Genomic DNA, 17,695 nt, shown 5'->3' with positions numbered 1-17,695 from the left:
CGACATTCGCATCTTTATGACTATCCATCACCTTGTCGTTCAATCCCCCGGCCTGACGGTCGAACACGCCGAGCAGATCGCCGCGCTGGCCCAGGCCCAGGGCGTGGCGCGCATCAGCGCCACCGCCGCCCGACTGCTGGACGTGCAATACGACGACGCCACGCGCGCCGAGGCAACGGGCTGGGCCGAACGCCACGGCATCGACGTCGCCTTCCTGCCGGCCGGCCTGAAGCTGTCGCACTGCAAGGTGCTGGCCATGGACATGGATTCGACGCTGATCAACATCGAGTGCATCGACGAGATCGCGGGCGTGGCCGGCGTGAAGGACAAGGTGTCCGAAATCACCGAAGCCGCAATGCGCGGCGAAATCAAGGACTTCTCCGAAAGCCTGCGCCGCCGCGTCGCGCTGCTCAAGGACGTGCCCGCCGAAGCCCTGGAACAGGTCTACACCGAAAAACTGCGCCTGAACCCTGGCGCCGAACGTCTCATCACCACCGCGCAGGCGGCAGGCATCAAGGTGCTGCTGGTGTCGGGCGGTTTCACCTTCTTCACCGACCGCCTGCGCGAGCGCCTGAAACTGGACAGCGCGCACGCGAACACGCTGGAAATCGACAACGGCGTACTGACCGGCCGCGTGCTGGGCGACATCCTGGACGCCGATGCCAAGGCCGTCTATCTGCGCGAATTCGCCCGCGCGCATGGCGCCACCAAAGAGCAGATCATCGCCATGGGCGATGGCGCCAACGACCTGAAGATGCTGGGCGCCGCCGGCTTCCCCGTGGCCTATCACGCCAAGCCGCTGGTGCGCCAGCAGACGCGCTATGCGTTGAACGTGTCGGGCCTGGACGGCGTGCTGAACTGGTTCGAAAGCTGATCCCCGCCAAACGCGGGGCGAAAAAAAGCCACCTTCAGTGAAGGTGGCTTTTTGTTGGAGCGCCCGTTATCAGTAGCGGACCTTCAGGGACAGCAGCGCCGCCCGGCCCGTACCCAGAGCCGCATAGTGCGCGGCGTAGGCCTTGGTGTAGTAGGTTTCGTCAAACAGGTTCAGCACATTCAACTGCGCCGAGATGTGGTCGTTGAACTCGTACGCCGCCATCGCATCGAAGCGCCAGTAGGACGGCACCCAACGCGCCTTGGGCGTACCGTCGGCATTCCTGGTGGCGTCGGAATTGCCGTACACCTTGTCGACGTAATACGCACCACCGCCCACGGTCAGCTTGGGCAGCACCTTGTAGGTGGTCCACAGGCTGAAGGCGTTGCGCGGCGTGTTGGGCAGGTCCTGGCCGACGGCGCCGCTGTTGTAGGCGCCCTTGGTCATTTCGCTGTTCATGAAGGTGTAGCCGCCGAACACATTCCACTTGGGCGTGATGCTGCCGGAGAAACCCAGCTCGATGCCGCGCACCTTGGCCTCGCCCACCTGCGCCACTTCGGTGGCCGACACCGCGACGCTGGTGTTCTTGCGGATGTCCTGGAACACCGCGCCGGACAGCGTCAGGCGGTCGTCGAACACCTGCCACTTGGTGCCCAGTTCAACCGAGCGGCTCTTTTCGGGTTCGAGCGACTGGTTGGTCACGGAAACCGCGTCCGAAATGGCGCTGCCTGCCAGGGCCGACGGCGTCGACGACGTGCCGTAGGTCGCGTAAATCGTGCCGTTGGGCAAGGGTTTGTAGGCCAGACCCAACTGGTAGTTGAACAGGTTGTCTTCGCGGCTGGTGCTGTAGAACGCCGGCGTGGTGGCCGGATCGCTGCGGCCCTTGGCGATGTTGCTGCCGCTGGTGCGGTAGTTGTCCCAGCGCAGGCCGACGCTGGCTTGCCATTGCTCGTTGAACTTGATGGTGTCAAAGCCGTACAACGCCACGGTATCCGTGTTGTAGCGGGCCGGGTTGCCGTTGCGCGTCAGGGTGCCGGGGTAGGACGTGCCGGGGTCCGGATTCCACAGCGGCGCGCAAAGCGCCGGATTGGCGTAGATGGGCTTGTTCTTGGCGTCCGTACCGGTGACGCAACCGCTGGTGCCCGCGGGCACGCCGGATTCGGTATAGCTGTCCTTGTCCTGCTTGACGTTGCTGTATTCAAAGCCCAGGTCGAAGGTGTGCTTGAGGCTGCCGGTCTCGAATTCGCCCGTCAGGTCGGTCTGGTTCGCGAACGTCTTGGTGACGTAGTAGCCCGACTTGAGGGCCCGATAGACCAGGCCGTTGGGCACGTTGCCCTTGCTGTCATCAGGGTTCGTCGCGGCGAAGTCGGTGGTGCCGCGGCCATAGCGCAGCACGTTGCGCAATTGCAGCTTGTCGGAAAAATCGTGCTGGAAGTCGACGGTGGCCACGTCATCGCGCGTTTTCATGAAGTCGCGATCTTTCAGGCCGTAGAAGGTCTTGCGGCTGACGCCCCGGGTCTCGGTCACCGGCTGGCCCGTCTTCGGGTCATACGGAATCGAGTAATCCGGCATGCTGTCGTCTTGGTAGTGGTAGTAGCTGAGCGTGATGCGGGTGGGTGTGCCCACGCCCAGCATCAACGACGGCGCCACGCCCCAGCGTTCGAAATTGACCGCGTCATCGCGCCCCGGCACGTCGCCCTTGTTGCCCATGACGTTCAGGCGGAACGCCGCCTTGTCGGCCAGGCGCCAATTGCTGTCGATGGTCGCGCGGTAGTTGCTGTCGGTGCCGATCTGGGCGGTGGCTTCCGTGAAGTCCGTTGCCTTGGGCGCCTTGCTCACCATGTTGATGCTGCCGCCCGCGCCGCCGCGTCCGGAATAGACCGAATCAGGCCCCTTGATGACCTCGACCTGCTCCAGGTTGAAGGTGTCGCGCACCTGGGTGCTGGCGTCGCGCACCCCATCCAGGAAGATACTGCCCGCCGAATTCTGCCCCCGGATGATGGGCAGGTCGCCGCCCGGCCGGCCACCTTCGCCTGCACCGAAGGTGATGCCCGGCGAATTGCGCAGCACATCCTGCAACGTGCTCGCGGCCTGGTCCTGGATGACCTGCTTGGGCACGACCTGTACTGTCCGGGGCGTATCCAGCAGCGGCGCCGTCATTTTCGGCGACTGCGCCGTGGAGGTTTGATAGGACGAGCCCTCGCCCTCGACCCGCACCGGCGAAAGCTGCGTCACGCCGGCATCAGCGGATTGCGCCGACGCCCAGGAGCCGACGAACAGGGCCGGCACCGCGATCGCGGCGGCCAGGGACGAGGTAAGCGTATTCATCGAATACGAGTCTTGGGGCTTCAAATCAGCTTCTCCTGAACATGAATGACAACGATTCTTGTTTTTTTACAGGTTGCGATTCTGAGGGGTCCTGCTGAAAGATTCCTGAAAGCCCGCCGAAATAGGACTAAAAGATGAAAAAACAACACGCGCTGAGGAAATTTCCTCAGTAAACAGCACCTCATGACGCGGGTTTTCCCGAGTCAGACTCAGGGCAAAACGAGCGATACGACAGCAGGAATGCGTGCGCCCCGTAGAACAGCGCCTGACGCATCGGCTACCCCCCTCCCCACCCAGGGTGCCGCCACAATGAAAAACGCCCCTGGCGGGGCGTTCTGGCACTTCCTGGGCCTGTCCGTGAGCGTACGCTCAGGTCCGCAGACGCGGATGGCGCTTGAACAGGTAGCGGTACACGAATCCGGGATAGGCCAGCACCAGATACAGGCTCAGGGTGATGGCGTAGAACTCCCAGGTCTGGGCAAAACGATTGCCCAGCACGGACTCGAAGGTAAAACCCAGGGCGCCTACGATCAGGTAGAACACCAGCACTTCAACGAGGCGCATCCAGAACGGCTTGACGGCTTCGGCGCCCCCCTGCTTCCAGGGCAGCACGGCGAACACGCGCTCGGTCAGGAAAGGCAGGTTCGCGCTGACGAGCGCCAGCGCGATCAGGAGCCATACCGCCAAGGTCTGGTTCATGGCCCGGTCTGCTTACAGGCTGAGCGAGCTGCGGATGGCCTGCACGCACAGGGCCATCAGGCCACCCGGCAACAGGCCCAGCACCAGGATCAACAGGCCGTTGACCGACAGCACGCCGCGCTGGCCGCAGGTGGCCGCCATCGGGGCGGCATCGGCCGCAGGTTCGTCGAAGTACACGACCTTGACCACGCGCAGGTAGTAGAACGCGCCGATCAGCGAGAACATCACCGCAACCACGGCCAGCGTGACGTGACCGGCGCTGATCAGGGCCTGCAGCACGGCCAGCTTGGCGTAGAAGCCCACCAGCGGCGGAATGCCGGCCAGCGAGAACATCAGCAGCAGCACGATGGCGGCGTGCCACGGGCTGCGACGGTTCAGGCCCTTCAGGTCGTCGATGTGCTCGCACTCGAAACCCTGGCGCGACAGCAGCAGCACGATGCCGAAGCTGGCCAGCGTGGTCATCACGTAGGTCAGCATGTAGAACAGCGACGCGCCGTAGGCGGACGAGGCCAGTTCCGGCTTGCCCACCACCGAGCCCGACATCAGGCCCAAGAGCACGAAGCCCATGTGCGAGATGGTCGAGTAGGCCAGCATGCGCTTGAAATTGGTCTGCGCGATAGCGGTCAGGTTGCCGATGGCCAGCGACAGCACGGCCAGGATCATCAGCATCGGCTGCCAATCGGCGGCCAGGCCATGCAGGCCGTCCACGAGCAGCCGCAGCGTGATGGCGAAGGCCGCCAGCTTGGGCGCCCCGCCCAGGATCAGGGTGACCGCGGTGGGCGAACCCTGGTAGACGTCCGGCACCCACATGTGGAACGGCACGGCGCCCAGCTTGAATGCCAGGCCCGACACCAGGAACACGATGCCGAACACCAGGGCCAGCTTCTCGGCCTTGCCGGCGGCGATGACCTTCGAGACTTCAGCCAGGTCCAGGTGACCCGTGGCGCCGTAGACCATCGACATGCCATACAGCAGGAAGCCCGAGGCCAGCGCACCCAGCACGAAGTACTTCATGGCGGCTTCGGTGGCCACGACGTTGTCGCGGCGCAGGGCGATCAGCGCGTACAGCGCCAGGGACATCAGTTCCAGGCCCAGGTAGATCGAGATCAGGTTGCCCGACGAGATCATGACCATCTGGCCAAGCAGCGCGAACAGCGTCAGGACGTAGAGCTCGCCGCCACGCATCATGTCGCGCAGTTGGGCGTAGACACGGCCGTAGACCAGCGTGACCGCCACCGCGATGTACGAGGCGATCTTGAGCAGGTGCGACAGTTCGTCGGTGACGTACAGGCCGTTGAAGGTCGAACCCGCAACGCCGTTCTTCCACTGCAGCGCCGACACCACGGTCAGCACGCCCAGTGCAAGCATGGTCAGCAGGAACGTCGGCTTGCGCTCGGGGTGATTGCTGACCGCGTCGACGAGCAGGATAGCCAGGCCGAAAACCAGCAGGAGGATTTCCGGTGTCGCCAGGGCGAAATCGATTTGGGATTGCATCATTGTCTTGTCTTACAGTTTCGAGACGGCAACGTGTTGCAGCAGGGCCTCGACCGACACGTGCATGACGTCGGTGAAGGGCTTGGGATAGATCCCCATGTACAGCACGGCGATCGCCATCACGCCAAGAATCACGAATTCGCGGCGGTTGATATCGGTCAGCTCACGGACGTGATCGTTGGCAATGTCGCCCAGCACCACGCGCTTGACCATCCACAGCGAATACGACGCGCCCAGGATCAGCGCGGTGGCTGCCAGGAGGCCGATCCAGAAGTTGTGCTCGACCGCACCCATGATCACCATGAACTCACCAACGAAACCGCTGGTGGCCGGCAGGCCGCTGTTGGCCATCGAGAACAGGATGAAGAACGTGGCGAAACGCGGCATCACGTTGACCACGCCACCGTAGTCGGCGATGCGGCGCGAGTGCATGCGGTCGTAGAGCACACCAATACACATGAACATGGCGCCCGACACGAAACCGTGCGAGATCATCTGCACGATGGCGCCTTCGACGCCGGCCGTGTTGAAGATGAAGAAGCCGAGCGTCACGAAGCCCATGTGGGCAACGGACGAATAGGCCACCAGTTTCTTCATGTCGTCCTGGACGATCGCGACCAGGCCGATGTAGATGACGGCGATCAGCGACAGCGTGATCATCATGCCGGCCAGGCTGTGCGAAGCGTCGGGGGCGATCGGCAGCGAGAAGCGCAGGAAACCGTAGGCGCCCAGCTTCAGCATGATCGCGGCCAGCACGATGGAGCCGCCCGTGGGGGCTTCGACGTGGGCGTCAGGCAACCACGTGTGCACCGGCCACATCGGGACCTTGACCGCAAAGGCCGCCAGCAACGCCACGAAGATCAGGATCTGCGGGGTGTAGCCCAGCTTGGTCTGCTGCCAGGTCAGGATGTCGAACGAACCGCCCGAGGCGTGCCACAGGTAGATGAACGCGACCAGCGTCAGCAGCGAACCCATCAGGGTGTAGAGGAAGAACTTGAATGCCGCATACACGCGGTTCGGTCCGCCCCAGACGCCGATGATGATGTACATCGGGATCAGCGTGGCTTCGAAGAACACGTAGAACAGCATGCCGTCCAGCGCGGCGAACACGCCCACCATCAGACCCGACAGGATCAGGAAGGCGGCCATGTACTGCGCCACGCGGCTGGTGATGACTTCCCAGCCGGCCAGCACCACGATGATGGTGATGAAGGCGGTCAGGAGCACGAACCACAGCGAAATGCCGTCGATGCCCAGGTGGTAATTGACGTTGAAGGCTTCGATCCAGGAGGCCTTCTCGACGAACTGCATGGCAGCCGTCTTGGAGTCGAACCCGGTGTACAGCGGGATCGTGACGAGGAAGCCGGCGATCGAGCCGATCAGCGACAGGCCGCGCGTCAGGCCGGGACGGTCGTCTCGGCCCACCGCCAGCACCAGCAGGCCGAATACGATCGGGACAAAGATCGCAAGCGTGAGCCAGGGGAAAGTGTTGGATGCCATCTCGCTTGCCATCATTGGGGAATCAGCACAAAGAAAGTCACCAGCGCCATGATGCCGATGATCATTGCGAACGCGTAGTGATAGATGAAGCCGGACTGCAGGTGACGGCTGATCGCAGCCACCCAGCCCACCACGCGGGCGCTACCGTTGATCAGGAAGCCATCGATGATGCCGCGGTCGCCGGTCTGCCACAGGCCACGGCCCAGGCAGCGCAGGCCGCGCGCGATGATCTGTTCGTTGACCCAGTCGACGTAGTACTTGTTTTCAAGCACCTTGTTCACGCCCGACAGGCTCGACTTGATCGCGGCCGGAACCTTCGGATTGATCAGGTAGCAGTACCAGGCGATGACCGCACCGGCCACGACCAGCCAGAACGGCAGGGTCTGGAAGGCGTGCAGGCCGAAAGCCACCCAACCGTGCCATTCTTCGTGCAGCTCGTGCATGGCCGGATGCTGCGGCAGCACCGTGATCACGCCGTTGAAGAACTTGCCGAACAGCATGGGATCGACCGCCCAGGCGCCCACCAGCACCGACGGGATCGCCAGCAGGATCAGCGGCAGGGTCACGACCCAGGGCGACTCATGCGGCTTGCCGCCGTGGTGGCCGTGGTCGTCATGACCGTGGTCATCGTGGCCGTGGGCATCATGGCCATGGCCATGGTCGCTGGTGTCGAAGCGTTCCTTGCCGTGGAAGACCAGGAAGTACACGCGGAACGAGTACAGCGAGGTCACGAACACGCCGATCAGCGTGGCGTAGTAAGCGAAGCTTGCGCCCCAGACGTGGGCGGCGCCGGCGGCTTCGATGATGTGTTCCTTCGAGTAGAAACCCGAGAAGAACGGCGTGCCGACCAGGGCCAGCGTGCCCAGCAGGAACGTGATCCAGGTGATGGGCATGTACTTGCGCAGGCCGCCCATGTTGCGGATGTCCTGGTCGTGGTGCATGCCGATGATGACCGAACCGGCGCCCAGGAACAGCAGCGCCTTGAAGAACGCGTGCGTCATCAGGTGGAAGATCGCCACCGAGTAGGCCGAGGCGCCCAGCGCGACGGTCATGTAGCCCAGTTGCGACAACGTGGAATACGCGACCACGCGCTTGATGTCGGTCTGGATGATGCCCAGGATGCCCAGGAACAGCGCGCCGATGGCGCCGATGACGATGATGAACGACAGCGCCACGTCCGACAGTTCGAACAGCGGCGAGAAACGCGCCACCATGAAGATGCCGGCCGTCACCATGGTGGCGGCGTGGATCAGTGCGGAGATCGGGGTCGGGCCTTCCATCGAGTCAGGCAGCCAGGCGTGCAGGGGAACCTGCGCCGACTTGCCCATGGCGCCGATGAACAGGCAGATGCAGGCCACGGTCAGCAGCATCCAGTCCGAGCCGGGCAGCGTCAGGGTGGCCAGCTTGTCGGCCTGGGCGAAGACTTCGCCGTAGTGCATGGTGCCGGCATAGGCGAACAACAGGCCGATGCCCAGCACGAAGCCGAAGTCGCCGACGCGGTTGATCAGGAATGCCTTCATGTTGGCGAAGATGGCCGTGGGGCGGGTGTACCAGAAGCCGATCAGCAGGTACGACACCAGGCCCACCGCTTCCCAGCCGAAGAACAGCTGCACCATGTTGTTCGACATCACCAGCATCAGCATGGAGAACGTGAACAGCGAGATGTACGAGAAGAAGCGCTGGTAGCCAGGATCGTCGGCCATGTAGCCGATGGTGTAGATGTGCACCATCAGCGACACCGAGGTCACCACGACCATCATCATGGCCGACAGCGGGTCGATCAGGAAGCCGATTTCCAGCTTGGTCTGGCCGATCAGGCTCCAGGTGTAGACCGCGCCGTCAAAGCGCAGGCCGTTGAGCACGTCGCCCAGCACCACCACCGAACCGATGGCGGAAATGAGCACGCCCAGGATGGTGATGACGTGCGAGGCGCGGCGGCCGATGGGACGGCCCAGGAAGCCGGTGCCGAAAAGGCCCGCGAGAATTGCTCCGGCCAGCGGCGCCAGCGCGATGAGCAGGTAGAGATTGGGTGAGCTAGACATTTTCTTCCAATACCCCGTCAGCCCTTCAGGCGATCGAGTTCGTCAACGTTGATCGTGTTCAGGTTGCGGAACAGCAGCACCAGGATGGCCAGGCCGATCGCCGCTTCAGCGGCGGCCACGGTCAGGATGAAGAACACGAACACCTGGCCGGCGGTGTCGCCGAACCAGCTGGAGAACGCCACGAAGTTCATGTTGACGGCCAGGAGCACGAGCTCGATGGACATCAGGAGAATGATCAGGTTGCGGCGGTTCAGGAAGATACCGAAGATCCCGATGGCGAACAGGATCGCCCCGAGGATCAGATAGTGGGCCAGCGTCAGCGTCATTGTTTTTCTCCTTGGGGCGCGGCGGCGGCGGGCGCCGAGGCGCCGTTCCTAGCCTGGGCGCGCTCGCTCTGGGCGGGCATGCTCACCATGCGGAAGCGATCCTTCGAGCGCACGCGGACGGCGGCAACCGGGTCGTTGTACTTGACGTCGCGACGGCGGCGCAGGGTCAGTGCGATGGCGGCAACCATGCCGACCAGCAGCAGCGCGGCGCCGACTTCGATGGCGTAGATGTACTGCGTGTACATCACTTCACCGAGGGCACGGGCGTTGTTGTAGTCGCCGGCGACCGGGGCTTGGGGGCCCGCGCCGTACCAGGTCGAACCCAGCACGAAGGCCATTTCCACCACCATGACCAGGCCGATGATCAGGCCCAGCGGCAGGTAGGTCTTCATGCCCTGGCGCAGCGCATCCATGCGGATGTCCAGCATCATGACGACGAACAGGAAGAGCACCATCACGGCGCCCACGTACACCAGCACCAGCAGCAGCGCGAGGAACTCGGCGCCCAGCAGCATCCAGAGCATGGCCGCGTTGGTGAAGGCCAGGATCAGGTGCAGGACGGCGGTGACCGGGCTGCGCGCGGTGATCACGCGGAACGCCGCGATCACCAGCACGGCGGCCAGTATGTAAAACAGGACAGTGGTAAAAGTCATGGATCAGGACCCTGGGCTCAACGGTAGGGAGCGTCTTCGGCCCGGCGGCGGGCGATGTCGGCTTCGTAGCGGTCGCCCACGGCGAGCAGCATGTCTTTGGTGAAATACAGGTCGCCGCGCTTTTCACCGTGGTATTCGTGGATATGGGTTTCCACGATCGAGTCCACGGGGCAGCTTTCCTCACAGAAGCCGCAGAAAATGCACTTGGTCAGGTCGATGTCGTAACGCGTGGTGCGGCGGGTGCCGTCATCGCGCTGGTCCGACTCGATGGTGATGGCCAGCGCGGGGCACACGGCTTCACACAGTTTGCATGCGATGCAGCGCTCTTCCCCGTTGGGGTAGCGGCGCAGCGCGTGCAGCCCGCGGAAGCGCGCCGAGGTCGGCGTCTTTTCCTGCGGGTAGCGCAAGGTGACCTTGCGCTTGAAGAAATACTTGCCCGTCAGGCGCATGCCCTTGAGCAGTTCGGCCAGCATCAAGCTGCCGAAGAAATCTTTGATCGCTTCCATATCCTGCCTCTGCCTGGCGGCTTAGCGCCAAATGTTCCAGGGCGTCTGCATCCAGATCGCCACCACGACCAGCCAAACGCCGGTCAGCGGGATGAAGATTTTCCAACCCAAACGCATGATCTGGTCGTAGCGGTAGCGCGGGAAAGAAGCGCGGAACCACACGAACAACGAGACCACGACGAACGTCTTGAGACCCAGCCAGATCCAACCCGGAATCCAGGTCAGCGGCGCGATATCGATGGGCGATGCCCAGCCGCCCAGGAACATGATCGACGCCATGCAGGACAGCAGGATCATGTTGGCGTATTCGCCCAGGAAGAACAGGGCGAAGGCCATACCCGAGTATTCGACCATGTGGCCGGCCACGATTTCGGATTCGCCTTCCACCACGTCGAACGGGTGGCGGTTGGTTTCAGCCACGGCCGAGATCACGTAGATCACGAACAGCGGCAACAGCGGCAGCCAGTTCCAGGACAGGAACGTCAGGCCCTTGTCGGCGAACCAGCCGCGGTTCTGCACATGCACGATTTCCGACATGTTCAGGCTGCCGGACACCAGCAGCACCGTCACCAGCACGAAACCGATGGCCAATTCGTACGACAGCATCTGGGCCGAGGCGCGCAGCGCGCCCAGGAACGCGTACTTGGAGTTCGAGGCCCAACCGGCGACGATCACGCCGTACACGCCGACCGACGTGATGGCCATGATGTACAGCAGGCCGGCGTTGACGTTGGCCAGCACGACGTCGGGGCCGAAGGGCACCACGGCCCAGGCCGCCAGCGCCGGCATCAGCGTGACCACGGGGGCCACGATGAACAACACCTTGTTGGCCTGGCTGGGGACCACGACTTCCTTGGTCAGCAGCTTGAAGACGTCGGCGAAAGGCTGCAGCAGCCCCTTGAAGCCGACGCGGTTCGGACCCATGCGCACGTGCATGGCGCCGATCATCTTGCGTTCCCAGTACGTCAGGTAGGCGACGCACAGGATGATCGGCACGGCGATGACGACAATCTTGATGAGGGTCCAGAGCACCATCCAGACCGTCGGGCCCAGCAGCGCCGTACCCTGGCTTTCAAGAACATTGAGCCATTCCATCAGGCACGCTCCACGCTGAGTTGACCAAATGCGCCACCCAGGGCTGCGGTATTTTCAAAGGCTGCGGAAATGCGCACGGCGCGATCGGCCACGGCATCATCCTGCACGGTTTCGAGCTCGACGGCGCCCTGCCCGCCCGTCACGCGCACCGTGACGCCGGCGGTCAGGCCGAGGCTGGTGAGCGTGCGGCCGTTCATGCGCGCGGCGGGCTTCTTCGAGGCCGGCGCGGCTTGCAGCGGTTCCGAGCGGCGCACCATGGCGTCGCTGCGGTAGATCGGCACGTCGGCAACGCGCTCCAGGCCGGCCACGGCCTGGCCCAGGCCCAGCGGCGCCTTGATGTCGTTGGACAGGCGACCTTCGATGCCACCGGCCAGCGCGGCGTCGCGCACGGATTCGGAGGTTTCGTCGTCGAAGCCGGCCAGGTGCAGGACGTTGCCCAGCACGCGCAGGACCTTCCAGGCCGGACGGGTCTGGCCGAACGGCGCGACCGTGCCCTTGAAGCTCTGGGCCAGGCCCTGGGCGTTGACGAACGTGCCCGAGGTTTCGGTGAACGGGGCCACCGGCAGCATGACGTCGGCCCATTCGGCGGCGGCCGAACGGTAAGGCGTCAGGGCCACGGCGAACTGCGCACCGCGCAGCGCGGCGATCGCTTGCTGGCCGTTGTCGGCATCCAGCAGCGGTTCGGCGTGCAGCACGACGTAGGCCTTGAGCGGCTCGGCCAGCATGGCGGCGGCATTCTTGCCGCCCTTGCCCGGCACGGCACCGGCCAGGTAACCGCCAACGGTGTTACCGCCGGAGGTCAGGAAGCCGAACTTGCCGCCGGCCAGATCAGCCACGGCGCGGCCGTTGGCGGCCAGGGTCGAGGCCTGGGCGCTGGCCACGGCCATATTGCCCAGCAGCACGGCGGTGTTGGCACCGGAAGCCAGGCTGGCGGCGATGATCTTGGCGTTTTCGCCCGGGGTGACCGAGGCGAATTCGGCGGGCACCGCGGCTTCCTTGGCTTGCGCCAGGGCCACGGCGACTTCGGCCAGGGCACGCGGCAGCTCGGACGGCGCAACCGTGATGCGACCGGCGACGGGCATCAGGGGATCGTCGGCGGCGCTGTCGACCATCAGGATCTGCGTGCCGCGCTTGGCGGCCTGGCGCAGGCGCTGGGCCATCAGCGGGTGATCCTTGCGCAGGAACGAGCCGACGACCAGGACGCGGTCCAGGTTGTCGAGTTCGGCGATGGGCATGCCCAGCCACGGCGCGCCGGTCAGGGCGGCGTCGAAGGCGGCGTCGGTCTGGCGCAGGCGGAAGTCGATGTTTTCCGACCCCAGCGCGCGCACCAGACGGCCCAGCAGTGCGTATTCTTCGGTGGTGGCGTATTCGGACGCCAGCGCGCCGATCTGGCCGGCGCCAAAGCTGTCGCGAACCCGCGACAGGCCCTGCGCCACGGCGGCCAGGGCGTCGGCCCAGGAGGCTTCCTGCCACTTGCCGTCGGTGCCCTTGATCATCGGGGCGGACAGGCGGTCGTCGCTGTTCAGGCCTTCGTACGAGAAACGGTCGCGGTCGCTGATCCAGCATTCGTTGACGGCTTCGTCTTCGAACGGGACCACGCGCATCACGCGATCGCCCTTGACCTGGACGACCAGGTTGGCGCCCAGGCTGTCATGCGGGCTGACCGAACGGCGGCGCGCCAGTTCCCAGGTGCGGGCGCTGTAGCGGAAGGGCTTGGAGGTCAGCGCGCCCACCGGACAGATGTCGATCATGTTGCCCGAGAGCTCGGACTCGATCGAGCGGCCCACGAACGACGTGATTTCGGAGTGTTCGCCACGGCCCAGCATGCCCAGTTCCATGACGCCGGCGATTTCCTGGCCGAAGCGCACGCAGCGGGTGCAGTGGATGCAGCGGCTCATTTCCTCGGCGGAAACCAGCGGACCGAGGTCCTTGTGGAACACCACGCGCTTTTCTTCCTGGTAGCGCGAGGCGGAGCCGCCATAACCCACGGCCAGGTCTTGCAGCTGGCATTCGCCGCCCTGATCGCAGATCGGGCAGTCGAGCGGGTGATTGATGAGCAAGAATTCCATCACCGACTTCTGAGCGGCGCGAGCCTTCTCGGAGCAGGTGTGCACGACCATGCCGTTCGTCACGGGGGTGGCGCAGGCGGGCAGCGCCTTGGGCGCTTTTTCCACTTCGACCAGGCACATGCGGCAGTTGGCCGCGATGGACAGTTTCTTGTGGTAGCAGAAATGCGGCACGTAAAGCCCGACTTTCTGGGCCGCATGCATCACCATGCTGCCCTCGGGCACTTCTACCGTATTGCCGTCGACGGTTAGTTCAACCATTGCTGTTCCTGAGACCTACAGATATTGCGGAACCACACAAGACTTATGCTCGATGTGGTGCGCGAATTCGTCGCGAAAATGCTTGAGGAAGCCACGGACGGGCATGGCGGCGGCGTCACCCAGGGCGCAGATGGTGCGGCCCATGATGTTGCCTGCCACGTTGTCCAGCATGTCCAGATCTTCCGGACGGCCGTGACCGTTTTCGATGCGGTGCACCATGCGGTAGAGCCAGCCGGTGCCTTCGCGGCACGGCGTGCACTGGCCGCAGCTTTCCTCGAAATAGAAGTACGACAGACGCAGCAGCGACTTCACCATGCAGCGCGTTTCGTCCATGACGATCACGGCGCCCGAACCCAGCATGGAACCCGCCTTGGCGATGGCGTCGTAGTCCATCGTGGTTTCCATCATGATGTCGGCCGGCAGCACCGGAGCGCTGGAGCCGCCGGGAATCACGGCCTTGAGCTTCTTGCCGCCGCGCATGCCGCCTGCCAGTTCCAGCAACGTCGAGAACGGGGTGCCCAGCGGGATCTCGTAGTTGCCGGGACGTTCGACGTCGCCGGTGATCGAGAACAGCTTGGTGCCGCCGTTGTTGGGCTTGCCGACTTCGAGGTAGGCCTGGCCGCTGTTGCGGATGATCCAGGGCACCGCCGCGAAGGTTTCGGTGTTGTTGATGGTGGTGGGCTTGCCGTACAGGCCGAAGCTGGCGGGGAAAGGCGGCTTGAAGCGCGGCTGGCCTTTCTTGCCTTCCAGCGATTCGAGCAGCGCGGTTTCTTCGCCGCAGATGTAGGCGCCGTAGCCGTGGAAGGCGTGCAGCTGGAAGCTGAATTCCGAACCCAGGATCTTGTCGCCCAGGAAGCCGGCGGCGCGCGCCTCTTCGAGGGCCTCTTCGAAGCGCTCGTAGACTTCGAAGATTTCACCGTGGATGTAGTTGTAGCCGACGCTGATGCCCATGGCGTAGGCGGCGATCGCCATGCCTTCGATCACGATGTGCGGGTTGAAGCGCAGGATGTCGCGATCCTTGAACGTGCCCGGCTCGCCTTCGTCGGAGTTGCAGACGAGGTACTTCTGGCCCGGGAAGGCGCGCGGCATGAAGCTCCACTTCAGGCCGGTCGGGAAGCCCGCGCCGCCACGGCCGCGCAGGCCCGAGGCCTTGACTTCGGCGATCACGTCTTCCGGCTTCATGCCGGTGGTGAGGATCTTGCGCAGGGCTTCGTAGCCGCCGCGCTTGACGTAGTCGGCCAGGCGCCAGTTGGCACCGTCGACGTCGGCCATGATCTGCGGCTTGATGTGCCGGCCGTGCAGGCACATCGAATTGGACAGGTCGTTCAGCGGGTTGGGCTCGAGCCCTTGCGCGAACTGCTTGTAGATGTCGGGCGCGTTCATGCCGACTCTCCTTGCGCCTTGAGGGTCGCGACCAGCGCGTCCAGCTTCTCTTCGGTCATGCGCACGCACATATGCTTGTTGTTCACGATCAGCACGGGGGAATCGCCGCAAGCGCCCATGCATTCGCCCTCGACCAGGGTGAACTGGCCGTCGGCGGTGGTTTCGCGATAGTCCACGCCCAGCTTGCGCTTGAGGTAGTCGCCGGCGCGTTCGCCGTCGCGCAAGGCACAGGGCAAGTTCGTGCAGACGGCGATCTTGTTCTTGCCGACGGGCTTGACGTCGAACATGTTGTAGAAGGTGGCGACTTCCTGGACCGCGATGGGCGGGACGCCGATGTAGTTGGCCACATCTTCAATAATGTCGGTAGCCAACCAGCCCTTCTCTTCTTGCGCGATCGCAAGAGAGGCCATGATGGCGGACTGCCGCTGGTCGGCCGGGAACTTCGCGAGTTCTCGGTCGATTTTCTGGTAGGCCTGTTCGGAAAGCAGCATAGTTTGAATCCGGGTTATGCGGGCGTGCTCGTGACTGTCTGGATCAGCGATCGATTTCGCCGAAAACGATGTCTTGCGTACCAATGATGGTGACGGCGTCGGCGATCATGTGACCGCGCGACATTTCATCCAGCGACTGCAGGTGGACGAAGCCGGGGGCCCGAATCTTCAGGCGGTAAGGCTTGTTGGCGCCATCCGACACCAGGTAGATGCCGAACTCGCCCTTCGGGTGTTCCACCGAGGCGAACGCTTCACCGGGAGGCACGTGGAAACCTTCAGTGAAGAGCTTGAAGTGATGGATCAGCTCTTCCATGTTGGTCTTCATGGCGGTGCGCTTGGGCGGGGCGATCTTGTGGTTCTCGATCATGACCGGGCCCGGGTTGTTGCGCAGCCATTCCACGCACTGGCGGATGATGCGGTTGCTTTCACGCATTTCGGCGATACGGACCAGGTAGCGGTCGTAGCAGTCGCCGTTGACCCCCACGGGGATGTCGAAATCGAGCAGGTCGTAGACTTCGTAGGGCTGCATCTTGCGCAGGTCCCAGGCCACGCCGGAACCGCGCAGCATCGGGCCGGTGAAGCCCAGCGCCTTGGCGCGTTCGGGATCGACCACGCCGATGCCCACCAGGCGCTGCTTCCAGATGCGGTTGTCGGTGAGCAGGGTTTCGTACTCGTCGACGCAGGCGGGGAAGCGGTTGGTGAAGTCTTCGATGAAGTCCAGCAGCGAACCGGAACGGGCGTCGTTCATGACGCGCATTTCCTTTTCGCCGCGGTATTTGCTGGTGTCGCCGTACTGGGGCATCGTGTCCGGCAGGTCACGGTAGACGCCGCCCGGGCGGTAGTAGGCCGCGTGCATGCGCGCGCCCGAAACCGCTTCGTAGCAGTCCATCAGGTCTTCGCGTTCACGGAAGGCGTACAGGAACACCGCCATGGCGCCCACGTCCAGCGCGTGCGAGCCCAGCGACATCAGGTGGTTCAGCAGACGGGTGATCTCGTCGAACATCACGCGGATGTACTGCGCGCGCAGCGGGGCTTCGACGCCCAGCAGCTTTTCGATGGCCATGACGTAGGCGTGCTCATTGCACATCATGGACACGTAGTCCAGGCGGTCCATGTAGGGCAGCGCCTGGATGTAGGTCTTGTGCTCGGCCAGTTTTTCGGTGGCGCGGTGCAGCAGGCCGATGTGCGGGTCGGCACGCTGGATGACTTCGCCGTCCAGTTCGAGCACCAGGCGCAGCACACCGTGCGCAGCCGGGTGCTGCGGGCCGAAGTTAAGCGTGTAGTTCTTGATTTCTGCCATGATTTAACGCCCCAAGCCGTAGGTGTCTTCGCGGACCACGCGCGGCGTGATCTCGCGCGGATCGATCGTGACGGGCTGGTAGATGACGCGCTTCTGTTCCGGGTCGTAGCGCATTTCGACGGTGCCGGACAGCGGGAAGTCCTTGCGGAACGGGTGGCCGATGAAGCCGTAGTCGGTGAGGATGCGGCGCAGGTCGGGGTGGCCTTCGAAGACGATGCCGTACAGGTCGAAGGCTTCGCGCTCGAACCAGCCCACGGCCGGCCAGCATTCCATCAGCGAGGCAACGATGGGGAATTCATCGTCGGCGGCCCAGGTGCGCACGCGCAGGCGCCAGTTGTTCTCGATGGACAGGAGGTGCACGACGACCGCGAAACGGGCGCGGTGGACCTTGGCGTTGGCTTCCTCGGGCAGCTCGCGCGTGCCGTTGCCCCACGTCAGGTAGTCGACGCCACAGAGGTCGATACAGGTTTCAAAGCGCAGGCCGGCTTCGGTGCGCAGCTTGTTGCAGACCGCGAACCATTGTTCCGCCGGCACTTCGAGCGTCAGCTCGCCCAGCGCCTCGGTCAGCGCGATATCGGCGCCGAGGGTGGTCTGCAAATTGTTTTTCAGGGTTTCGAGCCTGGTCATCATCTTGTACGCTTAGGTGAACCGATACGCTGTTTCGAAGGGGCCTGCGGCGG

General features: G+C 63.9%; 15 protein-coding genes. 1 reads left to right on the top strand and 14 read right to left on the bottom strand.

Features of this window, described 5'->3' with window-relative positions; translation table 11 throughout:
- The first annotated feature begins 16 nt into the window (after nucleotides 1-16).
- Nucleotides 17-874 (top strand): phosphoserine phosphatase SerB, encoded by an 858-nt coding sequence (gene serB / locus ACUDP5_RS06245; RefSeq protein ID WP_263910427.1) that lies wholly within the window; start codon nucleotides 17-19, stop codon nucleotides 872-874.
- A 69-nt stretch (nucleotides 875-943) separates the two neighbouring features.
- Here serB and ACUDP5_RS06240 read toward each other — a convergent pair whose 3' ends face one another.
- From ACUDP5_RS06240 to ACUDP5_RS06175, 14 genes are all read right to left on the bottom strand, one after another.
- Nucleotides 944-3,199, bottom strand: coding sequence for a TonB-dependent receptor (locus ACUDP5_RS06240; RefSeq protein ID WP_445659136.1), 2,256 nt, complete (start codon nucleotides 3,197-3,199; stop codon nucleotides 944-946).
- A gap of 369 nt (nucleotides 3,200-3,568) precedes the next feature.
- On the bottom strand, nucleotides 3,569-3,898 hold the full coding sequence (locus ACUDP5_RS06235) for a DUF2818 family protein (protein WP_024068076.1): 330 nt from the start codon (nucleotides 3,896-3,898) through the stop codon (nucleotides 3,569-3,571).
- 12 nt (nucleotides 3,899-3,910) lie between these two features.
- Nucleotides 3,911-5,395, bottom strand: a complete 1,485-nt coding sequence (gene nuoN / locus ACUDP5_RS06230; protein WP_445658394.1) for an NADH-quinone oxidoreductase subunit NuoN — start codon at nucleotides 5,393-5,395, stop codon at nucleotides 3,911-3,913.
- A 9-nt stretch (nucleotides 5,396-5,404) separates the two neighbouring features.
- Nucleotides 5,405-6,907 carry an NADH-quinone oxidoreductase subunit M gene (locus ACUDP5_RS06225; RefSeq protein ID WP_263910425.1) on the bottom strand — a complete coding sequence of 501 codons (1,503 nt, stop codon included), beginning with the start codon at nucleotides 6,905-6,907 and terminating at the stop codon, nucleotides 5,405-5,407.
- Nucleotides 6,904-8,934, bottom strand: coding sequence for an NADH-quinone oxidoreductase subunit L (nuoL, locus tag ACUDP5_RS06220; RefSeq protein ID WP_263910424.1), 2,031 nt, complete (start codon nucleotides 8,932-8,934; stop codon nucleotides 6,904-6,906). The genes ACUDP5_RS06225 and nuoL overlap by 4 nt, the downstream gene beginning before the upstream one ends.
- A 17-nt stretch (nucleotides 8,935-8,951) precedes the next feature.
- On the bottom strand, nucleotides 8,952-9,260 hold the full coding sequence (gene nuoK, locus ACUDP5_RS06215) for an NADH-quinone oxidoreductase subunit NuoK (protein ID WP_006217969.1): 309 nt from the start codon (nucleotides 9,258-9,260) through the stop codon (nucleotides 8,952-8,954).
- Nucleotides 9,257-9,913 (bottom strand): NADH-quinone oxidoreductase subunit J, encoded by a 657-nt coding sequence (locus ACUDP5_RS06210; protein ID WP_445658393.1) that lies wholly within the window; start codon nucleotides 9,911-9,913, stop codon nucleotides 9,257-9,259. Before ACUDP5_RS06210 ends, nuoK begins: the two co-directional genes overlap by 4 nt.
- A 17-nt stretch (nucleotides 9,914-9,930) precedes the next feature.
- Entirely contained in the window at nucleotides 9,931-10,419 is a 489-nt protein-coding gene (nuoI, locus tag ACUDP5_RS06205) for an NADH-quinone oxidoreductase subunit NuoI (RefSeq protein ID WP_025137063.1), read from the bottom strand.
- A 21-nt stretch (nucleotides 10,420-10,440) separates the two neighbouring features.
- The gene (nuoH, locus tag ACUDP5_RS06200) at nucleotides 10,441-11,514 is read right to left on the bottom strand and encodes an NADH-quinone oxidoreductase subunit NuoH (protein WP_059374944.1); all 1,074 of its coding nucleotides are present in this window, start codon (nucleotides 11,512-11,514) and stop codon (nucleotides 10,441-10,443) included.
- Entirely contained in the window at nucleotides 11,514-13,841 is a 2,328-nt protein-coding gene (gene nuoG / locus ACUDP5_RS06195; RefSeq protein ID WP_445658392.1) for an NADH-quinone oxidoreductase subunit NuoG, read from the bottom strand. The genes nuoH and nuoG overlap by 1 nt, the downstream gene beginning before the upstream one ends.
- Nucleotides 13,842-13,856: 15 nt before the next feature.
- Nucleotides 13,857-15,224 (bottom strand): NADH-quinone oxidoreductase subunit NuoF, encoded by a 1,368-nt coding sequence (nuoF, locus tag ACUDP5_RS06190; RefSeq protein ID WP_263910418.1) that lies wholly within the window; start codon nucleotides 15,222-15,224, stop codon nucleotides 13,857-13,859.
- Complete coding sequence (gene nuoE, locus ACUDP5_RS06185; RefSeq protein ID WP_025137059.1) at nucleotides 15,221-15,715, bottom strand: NADH-quinone oxidoreductase subunit NuoE; 495 nt, start codon at nucleotides 15,713-15,715, stop codon at nucleotides 15,221-15,223. The genes nuoF and nuoE overlap by 4 nt, the downstream gene beginning before the upstream one ends.
- A gap of 43 nt (nucleotides 15,716-15,758) precedes the next feature.
- Entirely contained in the window at nucleotides 15,759-17,015 is a 1,257-nt protein-coding gene (locus tag ACUDP5_RS06180; protein WP_054429653.1) for an NADH-quinone oxidoreductase subunit D, read from the bottom strand.
- A gap of 3 nt (nucleotides 17,016-17,018) precedes the next feature.
- Nucleotides 17,019-17,645, bottom strand: a complete 627-nt coding sequence (locus ACUDP5_RS06175; protein ID WP_263910417.1) for an NADH-quinone oxidoreductase subunit C — start codon at nucleotides 17,643-17,645, stop codon at nucleotides 17,019-17,021.
- Nucleotides 17,646-17,695: the final 50 nt, after the last annotated feature.

This window comes from Achromobacter sp. NCFB-sbj8-Ac1-l, assembly GCF_052695805.1.
This window is presented reverse-complemented; position numbering and strand designations above follow the sequence as displayed.

What these genes read in the sequence shown, in the direction of transcription:
- ACUDP5_RS06235 (WP_024068076.1), bottom strand. Translation starts at nt 3,898, where the DNA reads ATGAACCAGACCTTGGCGGTATGGCTCCTGATCGCGCTGGCGCTCGTC.
- nuoL (WP_263910424.1), bottom strand. Translation starts at nt 8,934, where the DNA reads ATGTCTAGCTCACCCAATCTCTACCTGCTCATCGCGCTGGCGCCGCTG.
- serB (WP_263910427.1), top strand. Translation starts at nt 17, where the DNA reads ATGACTATCCATCACCTTGTCGTTCAATCCCCCGGCCTGACGGTCGAA.
- ACUDP5_RS06175 (WP_263910417.1), bottom strand. Translation starts at nt 17,645, where the DNA reads ATGATGACCAGGCTCGAAACCCTGAAAAACAATTTGCAGACCACCCTC.
- ACUDP5_RS06225 (WP_263910425.1), bottom strand. Translation starts at nt 6,907, where the DNA reads ATGATGGCAAGCGAGATGGCATCCAACACTTTCCCCTGGCTCACGCTT.
- ACUDP5_RS06240 (WP_445659136.1), bottom strand. Translation starts at nt 3,199, where the DNA reads ATGAATACGCTTACCTCGTCCCTGGCCGCCGCGATCGCGGTGCCGGCC.
- ACUDP5_RS06180 (WP_054429653.1), bottom strand. Translation starts at nt 17,015, where the DNA reads ATGGCAGAAATCAAGAACTACACGCTTAACTTCGGCCCGCAGCACCCG.
- nuoE (WP_025137059.1), bottom strand. Translation starts at nt 15,715, where the DNA reads ATGCTGCTTTCCGAACAGGCCTACCAGAAAATCGACCGAGAACTCGCG.
- nuoF (WP_263910418.1), bottom strand. Translation starts at nt 15,224, where the DNA reads ATGAACGCGCCCGACATCTACAAGCAGTTCGCGCAAGGGCTCGAGCCC.
- ACUDP5_RS06210 (WP_445658393.1), bottom strand. Translation starts at nt 9,913, where the DNA reads ATGACTTTTACCACTGTCCTGTTTTACATACTGGCCGCCGTGCTGGTG.
- nuoK (WP_006217969.1), bottom strand. Translation starts at nt 9,260, where the DNA reads ATGACGCTGACGCTGGCCCACTATCTGATCCTCGGGGCGATCCTGTTC.
- nuoI (WP_025137063.1), bottom strand. Translation starts at nt 10,419, where the DNA reads ATGGAAGCGATCAAAGATTTCTTCGGCAGCTTGATGCTGGCCGAACTG.
- nuoH (WP_059374944.1), bottom strand. Translation starts at nt 11,514, where the DNA reads ATGGAATGGCTCAATGTTCTTGAAAGCCAGGGTACGGCGCTGCTGGGC.
- nuoN (WP_445658394.1), bottom strand. Translation starts at nt 5,395, where the DNA reads ATGATGCAATCCCAAATCGATTTCGCCCTGGCGACACCGGAAATCCTC.
- nuoG (WP_445658392.1), bottom strand. Translation starts at nt 13,841, where the DNA reads ATGGTTGAACTAACCGTCGACGGCAATACGGTAGAAGTGCCCGAGGGC.